The sequence below is a fragment of the Limnospira sp. genome (assembly GCF_051859755.1).
Lineage (GTDB): Bacteria > Cyanobacteriota > Cyanobacteriia > Cyanobacteriales > Microcoleaceae > Limnospira > Limnospira fusiformis.
Window position 1 is genome coordinate 1 of sequence record NZ_JBIMLI010000005.1, and the last position, 13,446, is coordinate 13,446.

Genomic DNA, 13,446 nt, shown 5'->3' on the forward strand with positions numbered 1-13,446 from the left:
GCCGGATGAGGTGAAAGTCTCACGTCCGGTTTTGAATGGGAGGGGATGGAGGCGACTCCATTCTCGACCCCTACTAGGATACCTCGCTAAATCAATAACAGCCAGGGTCTCCGTCGGAATAATTACTTAGAAAACTGACGGTGATCAACGGAGTTTTAACTAAAAATGGTACAGGATCAAAAATCAACGGTTATAGTCACGGGTGCCTCTTCGGGGGTTGGTTTATACGCCGCCAAAGCCCTCGCCGATAGGGGCGCTCATGTGATCATGGCTTGTCGTAACTTGGAAAAGGCAGAAGCCGCCGCCCAAGAATTAGGGATTCCCGAAGACAGCCGCACTATCCTTCATATCGACCTCGGTTCCCTTGAGAGTGTCCGACGGTTTATCAACTCATTCCGGGCTACGGGTAGAACCTTGGAGGGGTTAGTCTGTAATGCGGCTATCTATATGCCCCTCATAAAAGAACCCCTTCGTAGTCCAGAAGGCTATGAGTTGACCATGACCACCAATCACCTAGGGCATTTCCTCCTCTGTAATGTGATGATGGAGGACATGAAACGCTCTCCCGCTGAGGATAAGCGTATGGTGATTTTGGGAACGGTTACCCATAACCCCGACGAACTCGGTGGCAAAATTCCACCCCGCCCCGATTTGGGAGACCTGGAAGGGTTTGCTAAGGGCTTCCGAGAACCGGTTTCTATGATTGACGGCAAAAAATTTGAACCCGTCAAAGCCTATAAAGATAGTAAGGTTTGCAATGTCCTAACTATGCGGGAATTGCACCGACGCTATCACGAGGAAACTGGTATCACTTTCACCTCTCTTTACCCAGGTTGCGTCGCGGATACGCCCCTGTTCCGCAATCACTATCCCCTGTTCCAGAAAATATTTCCTATATTCCAGAAATACATTACCAAGGGCTATGTGTCTCAGGAATTGGCTGGAGAACGAGTGGCTGCTGTGGTCCTTGATGAGGAATATCGCCAGTCTGGTGCTTACTGGAGTTGGGGAAATCGCCAGAAAAAAGGCCGACAGTCTTTTGTGCAACGGGTCTCGCCCCAAGCTAGAGATGAGGAAAGAGCTGAGAAAATGTGGAATCTCAGTCTCAAGTTGGTAGAACTGGCTTATTGATTTGTGTCTGAAAATTGACAACTTTCCGCCGGGTTTTCCCGGCTTTTTTGTCCTTAACCCACAAAAGCTGCTTGGGGTGAGCTGGAAACCGATTTTTTGCTAGAATCTATCCCAGCCACTACTTTGTTGCTAAACTAAGACATTTATACTAAACCAATATGCAAGCTCGTAGAACAGCCCGTGAACTCGCCCTTTTGGGGATGAGCCAACTGCCATCAACTCCCGAAAAGCTTGAGACTCAGCAAATGGAAGATGTGGTCCTCGCTGCTGTCCGTACCTTAACCACAGAAGGACAAGAATCCCTAGAGACGGCTATGGCCGAATTACAACGGGGTAACGATCGCCTTTTGAGTAGCCAAACTAGGGCGGCGGATTTGCACAGCGCCCGGACAATGGTTAGTGAGGCGATCGCATTGACTCAATCAGCCATTAATCGTTTATCTACTGCTGTGGAATTGCCGGAATTGGTACAATTGGCAAGTCAGGAAGATGTCTACTCCTATGCTGTCAAAATTTTGGTCGAGCTTAACACTCACCGGGAAGCTGTCGATAGTTCCCTAGAAGAAGCCATGGTTGATTGGCAATTATCCAGACTCCCTCGCATCGATCGCGATATTTTAAGGATTGCTGTAACTGAATTGTTATATCTGGGGGTTCAAGAACAAATTGCCGTTAATGAGGCGGTGGAGTTGGCTAAACGTTATAGCGACCAGGACAGTTACCGATTTATTAACGGGGTTCTCCGTCGTGTTGTTGACCACCTCAAAACTGAGTCTTCAACTGTCTAAATTTCGGTGATGCTGTGGGTCTGCTATTACAAATTCCCGCCTCACCAACACCTAAATCTGTTGTCAAATTTGAGTAATTAGTAAAATGGTTTTTAATTGGTTCCGCCGCCAGTTTAGCGATCGCCCCTCAGCAGAAGATACACAACAAGCTGAACCCTCAACAACTCCCGACGAACCCGAAAATAAACAACCGCCTCAGCCTACAACCGCTAATGAGGATTATTTACAGTGGGCTAAGGCTGCTTATCAAAATATTCAGCAACAACACCAGCCCACAGAAGCCCCCACAGAAGATGCTATTGATGATGTCTCCCCTCCCACAGAAGCCGAAACAAGTACCATCAAGGCTCAGGAAACCCCCGCAGAATTAACAGAAACGACTGAACCTGTGGAAGTGGCAGAGGAAGTCGCAGAGGAAGTCGCAGAGGAAGTCGCAGAGGAAGTCGCAGAGGAAGTCGCAGAGGAAGTCGCAGAGACGGCGGAAGTTAGAGAAACCGCTGAACCTGTAGCGATTGTTGAAGAGAGTATTGATGAGTCTTTGCCAATTTGGGCGAGAACCCAGGCGGAACGACAGGCGAGAATTGAGAGATTAAAAGAAACGGCTATTTCCGAACCGGAACCGGAAGGGGGGCAAACCACAGCCAGCGGTGAGGGAGAATCGACGGATCTAGTATTTGATGAGATGTTCCTGTGGTCGGCGGAAGTTTTGGCTAATCAGGGACGTAGACCAGAGGAAGTAGCAGTAGAGGAAATCACCTGGCTACAAAAGCTGTGGAAAGGTTTAGGGCGGACTCGCCGTAATTTGCTCAATCAATTAAAAGCGATCGTTGGTCAGGGACCCCTAAATCAGGCGGCGGTAGAAGAAATTGAGGCTTTATTGCTGCAAGCTGATGTGGGTGTAGAAGCTACTGACGTGATTATTGAGGCGCTACAAAACCGCCTGCTAGAGGATGCTTTACCCCCGGAAGATGCGATCGCCTATTTAAAACAACTTCTGCGAGATCTCCTGGAAAAACCCTATCAAAATGGCTATAGTCCCACATTTGCCCCCGAAAAAGAACAATTGAATATTTGGTTAATTACCGGGGTCAATGGAGCTGGAAAGACTACTACCATCGGGAAAATTGCCCATATTGCCCAAAAGTCAGACTACCGGACTTTAATTGCGGCTGGGGATACTTTCCGGGCGGCAGCAGTCGAACAAGTAAAGGTCTGGGGCGAACGTAGTGGCGTAGAGGTGATTGCTAATCCTGGAAAGAATACAGATCCGGCCGCCGTGGTTTATGATGCGATCGCTGCTGCTAAATCCCGCGAGACCGAATTGCTAGTTATTGATACTGCTGGTAGATTGCAGAACAAAAAGAACCTGATGGAGGAACTTAACAAAATTCGTCGCGTAATAGACAAACAAGCACCAGATGCTAAGGTAGAATCCCTCCTAGTCCTTGATTCAACTTTAGGTCAAAACGGACTACGCCAGGCCCAAGTATTTGCCGAAGTTGCTCAACTTAGCGGTGTGGTCTTGACAAAATTAGATGGAACTGCTAAAGGTGGTGTGGCTTTAGCTGTTGTACAACAGCTAGGTCTACCGATTCGTTTTATTGGTGTTGGGGAAAGTATCGAAGACCTGCGGCCTTTTTCAAGCTACGAGTTTATCGAAGCCCTGTTAAGTGGTTAAAGCTCTGTTAAAGTGCCAATATGGCTATTTAAGTGTCATCATGGGGAACAGTTAATCATTTTATAGAGCAGATTCCCACATATTGCCATCTTCAAAAACACCAGATAAGCGATCGCCTAGGGTAAATATTAGCCACTGGGGGAGGGTAGCTCATGATTACTGGTGGTAATTGCCGATTTTGTAGATGGCAGTACCCTGCAGTGTAGCCAGGGATAATCTGTCATGGATACTTGCCAGAAAACCAGACTTTTGGCAGAGAGACTTTCATTTTTTTGGACTTACTATTGCACTCTAACCTTCAAAAAATATATACTAATAATATGACTGCTGTGCCACTTCCAAGACGCTCAGAACAACCTTCAGACTCCCTTTCAAGTTCCTCAGATGCTGATGTGACATCAGCCTCTCACTTAAAGCAAATGGTGGCTAGACTCCATCGGGAACAGCAAAATATTAATGAGTTGCTGAGTTCCCTAAGTTTTGCCCTCCGTAGCTTTAATAATCTCAATCAGTTCTTAGAATTAACTCCCCTAGTTGCTAGTCGAGTGACAGATGCTGATGGTGGTGCTTTGGTGCTGTTTAAACCTAACGGTCAGGTGAGATTTCAACGCCTACACTGCCAAGATGGTCGTCAGTGTCAGGATATTCGCGCCATTTTAGAGGCGGCTACCAGACAGGTGATATCCCAGCCTAATGATACCATAACGGTGGGAGTGGTTCCCGAGAGTCTCGCGCCCCAATACGTGGCAAACCTAGACGATCAGGTGAGTAGTTGCTTGGGGCAGGATGTAAAACTTTTTAGCACGGAAATCCTGGTTAATAATGTATCACGGGGGCGGTTGTATGTGTTCAGCCATGCTCCTGATTACCTGTGGACACCAACCCGCCAGAAATTAATTAGACTGGTAGCTGATCAAACGGCTGTGGCGATCGCTAATGATGAACTATCAGTTTCATTGCGGGAAAAAGAACGCCTAGACCGAGAATTAGAAATTGGTGCAGAAATTCAACTGCGCCTACTTCCCCGTAAATGTCCGAAAATTCCCGGTTTAGAAGTGGCTGCACGCTGTCAAACCGCCAACCGAGTCGGGGGAGACTATTACGACTTTATCCCCTCGAATTTTGACAAACATGAACATGAAAATCATCCCGGTTCCGGAGAAGTTAGCGACGGTCAGACATCATCGGAACATTGGAGTATTGTCATTGGTGATGTCATGGGAAAAGGAGTCCCAGCCGGGTTAATTATGACCATGACTAGGGGAATGTTACGCGCGGAAGTTCTCAACCGCCATTCCCCCGCCCAGATTCTGCAACATCTTAACCGGGTGATGTATGCTGACTTAGAAAATTCTAATCGGTTTGTGACTCTGTTTTATTCGGAGTATGACCCGGAGACTAGAATTCTCTCCTATAGTAACGCCGCCCATAATCCCCCTTTATTATGGCAAGCACAAAGCCACAGTATTCGTCGGTTAGATACTTTGGGAATGTTGATCGGTCTTGATGCTGATACCCGTTACTACCAAGCCCAAGTGCAACTGCATCCGGGGGATACTGTGATTTACTATACTGATGGCTTTACTGATGCGGCGAATCAAGGGGGCGATCGCTTTGATGAAGATAACCTACAGACAGCCTTTCAATGGGCTTGTCAAAACTCCCAGACTCCCAATCGCATTGTAGATTATATATTTGCCGAAGTTCAGAAGTTTATCGGTCCGAGTAACAGTAATATTGATGACATGACTCTGGTTGTGCTACAGGTGCAACCCTCTTAAAGCGGGGAGAATGCCGATTATGTCCGTTGATGTTTTATCCATGTTTGTAGAAACTTGCAGCAACCCTGGGAGCCATATTCTCATTTTAACCCCTCACTGGTCATGGGGGTGGGGGGAAGTCGGCGCGACCCTACCAGTGCTATTCGGTCAACGGGTAAATATTGATTTATGGACTAACGTTACGAATACCTGGAATAATTTACTGGAAACCGGACAGCTTTGGGCTTTTTTGATTGGCTTGGGGATGGGGTGGTGGGCGAAAAGCCTCTTACCCTAAAGGGTTTCCTAAATTTGCTGCTCAGACATTTATGGCTAATTTACAGATTATAGGACTATGACTGAAGCTAAAACCTGGAGCCAACGATTTGAAAAGGCTTTGCATCCAGCGATCGCTACTTTTAACGCCAGTATCGGCTTTGATATTGAGTTAATCGAGTATGATTTGACTGGCTCCGTCGCTCATGCCAAAATGTTGGTCAAAACCGGGATTATCTCCCCCGAAGAAGGACAAGCCTTAGTTGATGGCTTGGAGACTATTCGCCAAGAATACCGCCAGGGTCAATTTAACCCCGGTGTCGATGCTGAGGATATTCATTTCGCCGTTGAACGCCGACTTACCGAAATTGCCGGAGATGTCGGTAAAAAACTCCATACGGGGCGATCGCGTAATGACCAAGTGGGAACTGATACCCGCCTTTACCTGAAAGACCAAATTCAACAAATCCGCACCCAGATTCTTGATTTGCAAGGGGTTTTATTGGATCTGGCTACTAATCACGTCCATACTCTCATACCAGGATACACTCATCTACAACGGGCGCAACCTCTCAGTTTGGCTCATCACCTACTGGCTTATGTGGAAATGACCCACCGCGACTGGGAACGTCTGGGAGAGGTTTATCAACGGGTCAATACTTCCCCTCTGGGGTGCGGTGCTTTGGCGGGGACTACTTTTCCCATTGACCGACACTATAGCGCCGAATTATTGGGGTTTGACCGGGTTTATGCTAATAGTTTGGATGGGGTGAGCGATCGCGATTGGGCGATCGAGTTTCTCAGTGCTTCTAGTCTCATTTTGGTTCACCTCAGCCGCCTCTCCGAGGAGATTATCTTTTGGGCTTCCCAGGAGTTTGGTTTTGTCACCCTCACTGATAGCTGTTCCACTGGCTCTAGTATTATGCCCCAAAAGAAAAACCCCGATGTTCCTGAATTGGTGCGCGGTAAAACTGGCCGGGTTTTTGGACATCTACAAGGGCTATTAGTCCTGATGAAGGGTTTACCTTTGGCTTATAATAAAGACCTCCAGGAGGACAAGGAAGCCTTATTTGATGCGGTCAAAACTGTGAAAGGCTGTCTGGAGGCGATGACTATTTTGTTATCCCAAGGGATGGAGTTTCGCCCACAACGTCTCGCTGAAGCAGTGGCGGAAGATTTCTCGAATGCTACTGATGTCGCTGATTATCTCGCTACTAAGGGGGTTCCTTTCCGGGAAGCCTATAATTTGGTGGGTAAGGTGGTCAGAACTTGTCTGGAGTCCGGGAAACTTTTAAAAGACCTTACCCTAGAAGAGTGGAAGTCTTTACACCCTGAATTTGATGTCGATATTTATGATGCGATCGCACCTTTACAAGTCGTCGCCGCCCGGAATAGCTACGGCGGCACCGGTTTTGAACAGGTTAAATTAGCCTTGCAAAATGCGCGCGATCGCTTGGTGGCTGCACAATCATAATTATCTCCTTAACCGGGTGTCTCTAACCCGGTTTCTTGGGGTTTGCTATAGTAGTATGGGAAGAACTTGGTCAATCGTTCATGGTCAACCTACTTGATTAATTAGGCTAAATATATGACTCCCACTTGGAATGATTCTTTGAAAATTGGCATCCCCTTGATTGATTTTCAACATCAGCAACTATTCGACCAGATGGATTTATTGATTGCTAACCTGGAACAGAACCGCAGCCCCCAGGAACTTCAATCAACTATCAAATTTCTGGAAATGTATATTAATAACCATTTCAAATATGAGGAGTCCTGCATGAATTTATATAAATGTCCCGTCGCCAAAAATAATCAGAACGCACATAAACGATTTGTGATCAGTTTTGAAATGATTAAAAGTCGCGTCGAACATCATGATAACTTTAACTCAATTGTTCTCAGCATCAAACAAGACTTGCGCGATTGGTTTATTGACCACATTAAAAGCATTGATACCCAACTGAAACCTTGCATCCCAACCCCAAATAATCGATAATGTAGGAGGGGGTTACTTGAGTTTCTCCCTGGGGGGCTAGAAGACTAATTAACCCGCCTTTTGTGGATCATGTAATTGATGGCTTTTTGAAAACTTGTCTATGTCCACTGCTAATCAAGCTGTAGTTTGTCTGAATTTGGGAAATGATTATGTTGGGTCTCAACAATGGGAACTGGCGGCGAATTGTTATCGACAGGCTATTGAGGCTGACCCTAACTTAGCCGCCGCCTATACCAGTTTAGGCAGCATTTGGCAACATTTGCAACAACCCCAAGCTGAGGCGGAAAAACTTTATCAGATAATTAGCGAAAATCCTGGTTCTGTTAACCCAAATTTTGGTTTGATTGTCGGTGAGAGTTTGGAGAAACACCAGGATAGCCAAGGCGCGATCGCTTGGTATAATTTGGCGATCGCTATTCATCCTCAATTGGCAGTCGCTCGCTATAAACTCGCCCAGGCATATCATAACACAAATCAGGTCGATTTGGCAATAGCCAGTTATCAGAAAGCCATTGAATTGGAGCCCAATATATATATCTATTATATCGGTTTGGGTCAAGCACTGACTAGCACCAAACTAGATGAACAAGCTATCACCGCCTATCAGAAAGCCATTGAACTCAAGCCAGACTTTTCTTGGTCTTATCACCATTTAGCAGTCATTTTAACTCGATTAGGGCGTATTGACGAAGCCATAGACAACTATCGCCAGGAAATTGAATTAAACCCGGATTTCTATTGGTCTCACTTTCACTTGGGCGATTTACTCAGCCAGCAAAATCAGCCCGAAGAAGCGATCGCCGCCTACCGGAAAGCGATCGCCATTAACCCTCAACAACCAGAAGCACATCAACGGCTGACCGAGATTTTATCGCGAGACCAAAAAACTGGCGAAGATGCACTTTTAGGGGGTAGATATGAAGAAGCGATCGCCATTTATCGGGATATGGTCGCCGCTAAACCTGACTATTCCTGGGGATATTATGGTTTGGGTTTAGCATTACTAAACCTGCGCCAATGGTCAGAGGCGATTGAGGTATTTAATCAGGCAATTAATCTCAATCCCGATTGTTTTTGGTCTTATAATAATCTGGGATATTGTTTGTTTAAACAGGGAGAAATCCCCCAGGCGATTGATGCTTATCGAAAAGCGATCGCCATTGATCCAGAAATCCCAGAAGTCTATATTCGCCTGGGTGATACCCTCTTACAACAGCAAGATATTGATGGGGCAATTGCCGCTTATTTAGACGCTATTAAAGCCCAACCAGACGGGGAAATAGCATATATAAAACTGCGGCATTTACGCACCTATAGTTTTATCAAATTACAACCCGAGCAAATAGAGGCGATCGCCTCCGGTTATCAGCAGGCAATTTCCCAGGTTCCCCACTATCCCGAACCCTACATAAATTATGGTGATTTACTCACCGAAATAGGCGACATTTCCGCCGCCATTTCCACCTACAAACAGGGAGTCTTAGCCAAAACCAAAATCATTCGCCCCGAATTTTTTAGCAACCACTGGGAAACCGCATCAGTTCAAGGTCCGAATTTCCTAATTATTGGCGCTCAAAAAGGTGGCACAACCTCCCTTTATGAATACCTTTGTCATCATCCCCAGATAATTCCTAACCTCCATAAAGAAGTCGATTTTTTCATGTGGCAATATTACCGAGGCTTAGACTGGTATCTCGCCCATTTTCCCCCCATTCCCCCTGGCGGCGAATTTCTCACCGGAGAAGCCAGCCCTAGTTATATAGTCGATAGTAAAGTATGCGATCGCATTTCGCAAGCCTTCCCAGAAGTCAAGCTAATTGTCACCCTCAGAAATCCAGTAGATCGGGCTTTTTCTCAATATCAAGACCACCGAAATTGGATGGGTCAAGAAAAGCGGACTCTCGAGCAAGCCATGATAGATGAAATTGCCATTCTCGATACCATTGACGACCCCACCCAAACCGAACGCAAATTTTGGGGATGTCAATATGGTTATCTACTGCGGGGAATGTATGTTTATTTTCTGGAAAAGTGGATGCAAAAATTCCCTCCCGAACAGCTTTTAATCCTCACCAGTGAAGAATTATATAACCACCCCCAGAACACCCTCAAACAGGTATTTGAGTTTTTAGGTCTTCCCGACCATCAACTCTCCGAATACCCCCGATATACCGCAGGTTCCTATAATCCCATACCAGAAACATTACGTCAGACCCTAGGCGACTTTTTCCGTCCCCACAACCAGAAACTCGAGGAATTATTAGGCCGAAAATTCCATTGGTCGCCGTAGGTTAAGAAACCTGGCTTCTCTCCTGGAAGTTAAGAAACCCGGTTTCTCTCCTAGAAGTTAAGAAACCCGGTTTCTCAAAGAAACCCGGTTTCTCGGTAACAGGGGGTTTCTCTCCTGAGTCAAGAAACCTGGCTTCTCTCCTGGAAGTTAAGAAACCCGGTTTCTCAAAGAAACCGGGTTTCTCGGTATTTCTCAAAGAAACCGGGTTTCTCGGTCACAGGGGGTTTCTCTCCTGGAAGTTAAGAAACCCGGTTTCTCAAAGAAACCGGGTTTCTCGGTATTTCTCAAAGAAACCCGGTTTCTCGGTCACAGGGTCGCTACCCAATTAATAATTATTAATTATTAATTATTAATTATTAATTAATGGCAATAGTAGCCATTTTGATCCGGTCTTTGCTGTTGCTGACCAATGCGAGTCGCACCTATCAGCGTCGAAATGATGATACATCGCTTTTGACCTGGAACTTCAGGATGATGGATAGCAATGCGTCCCTTCGCAGCTAGAGAAGTTTGCGTGCAGAAATTAGACGGGTTATAGACCGGACAGCCTTGGTAGTTGAATAAAACTCGGTACACCGTCCCCGCGTTTCGGACTTGGTTGGTGTCGGGGTCTACTCTTCGCAGGGTAGTTTCATATTTATTCCTGGTGTTCCTTTCCCGGTTGTCAATTTCTATCCCCGGTTCTAGGTTAGTCCATGAACCTTCTGGGAGTTGACCAGGGGGAGTCTTCGCGGGATGGACTGCTACCTGTACTCGTCCCCCATATTCCCTGATACTCGCTTGCCATGATGTACTAGATAGTATAGCCTCACTTTTGGCTGAGTGGATAGCCCAGTTGAGTCGCCGGATAGAGGTTTGCAGTTTCTGGTTATTCGCGAAACCTAACCAAGTCGGAACCGCTATCCCACCTAGTATTGATATAATCACCATCACCCCTAACACTTCTAACAAAGAAAACCCAGATTCTGTAGAGGATTTTCGCGATTTCGCACCCGGAGAGTCACTGCTAACTGGTTTTTCAGCCACTAAATTAATAGCCTGTTTCTGAACCAGAAGCAAGTGCTTAATTAATGTATTTTCCATTATTTAACCTGGGTCACAAGGATAGATGTCGTGTAGGTCAGCTAACCGCAGCATACACAACTAATCTCACTCGTAAAAGGCCTCGTTACGGGTGATATCTTTGGTGGTGTATTCTAAACTATGTTTTCGTAAATTGGGGGTAAAGTTTTGTAAAATATTCAGTAGATAATTAATTTTTTGTGTTACAATTGGCTAGTTAGAACTACTCAATCAGGGCAATCATCTCCTTCCCGTCTCGCCGTCGATAGTAGTGTCGTTCTGACAGCCACGCAATGTGTCACGCTATTATCAGCGGAAGATACAACTACCCAAAAAGGATTATCTTCGGTTATGCTATTTAATACAACTCCTAGATGGTCAAACCTTAGGATGTTATCGCCTCCTGGTGCGACAACTCGCAGGGTAATTTGTCCCTGTTTAATCTCGCCATTGACATCGAGAGTTTGCCAACCCGCGTTATCGTCGCTCGGTCGTCCCTCAGAGGTCAAATAAATTCGATATGCGGGTATACCTCGAGGCTCACCAAATTCTAGGGAGCGATATCTACTGGTTAATTGCGCTTCGCTTTGAGCGCGTTGTATGGCGTTAAAAACCCGGTCGTTAACGGTGCGAACCTTTTGTCTATTGGCAAACATTATCCATGTCGGAGCGGCGATCGCACCCACAATGCCAACCATTAAAACTACCACCAAAATCTCAATGATGGTGAAGCCGGACTGGTTTTTGGTGCGCCTGGGATTGACCGATTTTGGGTTAATTAAAACACTCATTTTATAGGTTCCTTTTATTATAAATTCCCTGATTTTATCGGTTAATTATAACGACCTAAGCCTTCAACCAAAAAGTTCGTCTCTGGAAAAAGCGATCGCCTATCCTCGTTGAATTCTTTAGCATTCGGATCAATGCGAATTGCCGCATTCATTCTCAGGTTAACTAAAGCTGCTGTATTACGTGGATTACGGGAGTCTACACATACAAAAAAGCCACTACCCTTATTTCCAGATAGTAGGTTAGCTTCAGTTGCATTATCTAAGTTAAGAGCTGTTCTACAGTGATCATCGGCTAGACCTGCGACGACACCTGGATATATGTAATCAATCAGAACTTCTCGTGGTTGTGTAATAGTGCCGCTGGCTTCCCATTCATTCATTCTTTCACGGTCAGGAGGTGGATCAAAACCTGGGTCTGGTTCATGTCCAGCAATATAACATTGTGTTTCTCTGCAGTTTGGGCTTTGATTGAATCTATCTACAACACCACCGTTGATTTGTAAGCGAGAAATACGCGCCTGACCAGACCAAGTATCAGAAGCACCTGTTTGTAAATAGTAAGCAACTAAAGAGTAAACTTGGGCATCATTGCAACGGTCACCACGATCATCGCAGGGGGGAACAGCATTGGGGATAAACTCCTGTCTCCAGAACACCAATACCACATTCTGGGAATCAGGAAGTTGGCTCCTAATCGCATTAACCCCTTGACCGTCGTAGATATAGATAGCTTGGGAGAGGTCGCGGCGAATGAAATCTGCTGCCGTCTGTAACTCCTGTTCCGATCTGGCTCTGATTTCTTCCCGGGTATCGGTTTGTAAAACATCCACCACAAAGAATAAGATGGGCGTGATGATCATACTAGCCACAACCGCCGAAACCAATAACTCAATCATCGTGAAGCCTAAGTCATTCCTCTGGGTGTTTTTTGACCTAGGTTTCAATACACAAATTAACCAAAACCGAACTAGGGACAGCATAACTACCTCTCTACCGGGATAATCTTACTTTTGCACTCCATGGGAACCATCACCAAACCTAATCTTCACGACATTCTGCTAAACGTCTCTGTAAACTACTAAAGACATTATTGCTACTGGGGCTAATCTCCGTTCGCACCTCCACTAGGGGGTCTCTGGGGTCGGCTAAACCTACCCTGGAACTCGCTACATGACCAGACCCCCTCGGTCCTTCCGATTGGGCAAATGCGTCAGCACGATACACCCTGACAATCAACTCATAACCATCCTCTAGCTCGTTGCTGCAATTTATGCCAATTCCCTGAACAATCATATCCGTGGGGCTATCGGTTTCACATCCCCCACTTCCGTCATTATCCACACAGAACAAGTCGTCTGGACTGGTTGGTCCAGCGTTCGGGTTACCGGGATTTAAATCCACCAAGTCTTCATTGGTTGGGTCAGCACGGACAGCACTGATATAACTGTTAGCGGCTCTGCTGGCTAGTTCTATGCGCCTAGCCTGTACCCGTGTGGCGAAGGCAAAACCCAACACGGGAGAAATGCCCACCATCAGGATGCTGACCACCACCATAGCCATGATGGACTCAAGCAGGGTGTAGCCAGATTCACTGGACCGGGAGAACTTGGGGGATAGTTTGGGGTTGAACATGGTTCGGCTCAGAATGCAACATGATTAAATAGGATGGTC

12 protein-coding genes are annotated in these 13,446 nt (G+C 46.1%); 8 read left to right on the top strand and 4 right to left on the bottom strand.

Annotation, left to right across the window (positions count from 1 at the left end; translation table 11 throughout):
* Window positions 1–165: 165 nt before the first annotated feature.
* The 8 genes from ACTIE0_RS01650 (at window position 166) to ACTIE0_RS01685 (ending at window position 9,922) form a co-directional block, all read left to right on the top strand.
* Window positions 166–1,131: a protochlorophyllide reductase gene (locus ACTIE0_RS01650; protein WP_006625425.1), complete on the top strand. Its 966-nt coding sequence runs from the start codon at window positions 166–168 to the stop codon at window positions 1,129–1,131.
* 158 nt (window positions 1,132–1,289) lie between these two features.
* Window positions 1,290–1,919, top strand: a complete 630-nt coding sequence (gene nusB / locus ACTIE0_RS01655; protein ID WP_006625424.1) for a transcription antitermination factor NusB — start codon at window positions 1,290–1,292, stop codon at window positions 1,917–1,919.
* Between the two features lie 85 nt (window positions 1,920–2,004).
* Window positions 2,005–3,597 carry a signal recognition particle-docking protein FtsY gene (gene ftsY, locus ACTIE0_RS01660; protein WP_006625423.1) on the top strand — a complete coding sequence of 531 codons (1,593 nt, stop codon included), beginning with the start codon at window positions 2,005–2,007 and terminating at the stop codon, window positions 3,595–3,597.
* Between the two features lie 320 nt (window positions 3,598–3,917).
* A complete protein-coding gene (locus tag ACTIE0_RS01665; RefSeq protein ID WP_006669546.1) occupies window positions 3,918–5,378 on the top strand; it encodes a PP2C family protein-serine/threonine phosphatase in 1,461 nt (486 codons plus the stop codon).
* 19 nt (window positions 5,379–5,397) lie between these two features.
* Window positions 5,398–5,655 carry a hypothetical protein gene (locus ACTIE0_RS01670; protein ID WP_006625421.1) on the top strand — a complete coding sequence of 86 codons (258 nt, stop codon included), beginning with the start codon at window positions 5,398–5,400 and terminating at the stop codon, window positions 5,653–5,655.
* A gap of 57 nt (window positions 5,656–5,712) precedes the next feature.
* Complete coding sequence (argH, locus tag ACTIE0_RS01675; RefSeq protein WP_006625419.1) at window positions 5,713–7,107, top strand: argininosuccinate lyase; 1,395 nt, start codon at window positions 5,713–5,715, stop codon at window positions 7,105–7,107.
* A gap of 114 nt (window positions 7,108–7,221) precedes the next feature.
* On the top strand, window positions 7,222–7,632 hold the full coding sequence (locus tag ACTIE0_RS01680; protein WP_006625418.1) for a bacteriohemerythrin: 411 nt from the start codon (window positions 7,222–7,224) through the stop codon (window positions 7,630–7,632).
* Between the two features lie 100 nt (window positions 7,633–7,732).
* Window positions 7,733–9,922 carry a tetratricopeptide repeat protein gene (locus ACTIE0_RS01685; protein ID WP_006669543.1) on the top strand — a complete coding sequence of 730 codons (2,190 nt, stop codon included), beginning with the start codon at window positions 7,733–7,735 and terminating at the stop codon, window positions 9,920–9,922.
* A 360-nt stretch (window positions 9,923–10,282) separates the two neighbouring features.
* On the opposite strand, the gene ACTIE0_RS01690 is transcribed toward ACTIE0_RS01685, so the two are convergent.
* From ACTIE0_RS01690 to ACTIE0_RS01705, 4 genes are all read right to left on the bottom strand, one after another.
* The gene (locus ACTIE0_RS01690) at window positions 10,283–11,005 is read right to left on the bottom strand and encodes a pilus assembly FimT family protein (RefSeq protein ID WP_006670636.1); all 723 of its coding nucleotides are present in this window, start codon (window positions 11,003–11,005) and stop codon (window positions 10,283–10,285) included.
* 206 nt (window positions 11,006–11,211) lie between these two features.
* Window positions 11,212–11,775, bottom strand: coding sequence for a prepilin-type N-terminal cleavage/methylation domain-containing protein (locus ACTIE0_RS01695; protein ID WP_006670635.1), 564 nt, complete (start codon window positions 11,773–11,775; stop codon window positions 11,212–11,214).
* A gap of 41 nt (window positions 11,776–11,816) precedes the next feature.
* A complete protein-coding gene (gene hpsC / locus ACTIE0_RS01700; protein WP_006670634.1) occupies window positions 11,817–12,755 on the bottom strand; it encodes a hormogonium polysaccharide secretion pseudopilin HpsC in 939 nt (312 codons plus the stop codon).
* Window positions 12,756–12,813: 58 nt separating this feature from the next.
* Window positions 12,814–13,407 (bottom strand): prepilin-type N-terminal cleavage/methylation domain-containing protein, encoded by a 594-nt coding sequence (locus tag ACTIE0_RS01705; protein ID WP_039933830.1) that lies wholly within the window; start codon window positions 13,405–13,407, stop codon window positions 12,814–12,816.
* Window positions 13,408–13,446 lie beyond the last annotated feature (39 nt).

Excerpts from the sequence above, each read along its gene's own strand:
- ACTIE0_RS01650 (WP_006625425.1), top strand. The coding sequence starts at position 166 with ATGGTACAGGATCAAAAATCAACGGTTATAGTCACGGGTGCCTCTTCG.
- nusB (WP_006625424.1), top strand. The coding sequence starts at position 1,290 with ATGCAAGCTCGTAGAACAGCCCGTGAACTCGCCCTTTTGGGGATGAGC.
- ftsY (WP_006625423.1), top strand. The coding sequence starts at position 2,005 with ATGGTTTTTAATTGGTTCCGCCGCCAGTTTAGCGATCGCCCCTCAGCA.
- ACTIE0_RS01665 (WP_006669546.1), top strand. The coding sequence starts at position 3,918 with ATGACTGCTGTGCCACTTCCAAGACGCTCAGAACAACCTTCAGACTCC.
- ACTIE0_RS01670 (WP_006625421.1), top strand. The coding sequence starts at position 5,398 with ATGTCCGTTGATGTTTTATCCATGTTTGTAGAAACTTGCAGCAACCCT.
- argH (WP_006625419.1), top strand. The coding sequence starts at position 5,713 with ATGACTGAAGCTAAAACCTGGAGCCAACGATTTGAAAAGGCTTTGCAT.
- ACTIE0_RS01680 (WP_006625418.1), top strand. The coding sequence starts at position 7,222 with ATGACTCCCACTTGGAATGATTCTTTGAAAATTGGCATCCCCTTGATT.
- ACTIE0_RS01685 (WP_006669543.1), top strand. The coding sequence starts at position 7,733 with ATGTCCACTGCTAATCAAGCTGTAGTTTGTCTGAATTTGGGAAATGAT.
- ACTIE0_RS01690 (WP_006670636.1), bottom strand. The coding sequence starts at position 11,005 with ATGGAAAATACATTAATTAAGCACTTGCTTCTGGTTCAGAAACAGGCT.
- ACTIE0_RS01695 (WP_006670635.1), bottom strand. The coding sequence starts at position 11,775 with ATGAGTGTTTTAATTAACCCAAAATCGGTCAATCCCAGGCGCACCAAA.
- hpsC (WP_006670634.1), bottom strand. The coding sequence starts at position 12,755 with ATGCTGTCCCTAGTTCGGTTTTGGTTAATTTGTGTATTGAAACCTAGG.
- ACTIE0_RS01705 (WP_039933830.1), bottom strand. The coding sequence starts at position 13,407 with ATGTTCAACCCCAAACTATCCCCCAAGTTCTCCCGGTCCAGTGAATCT.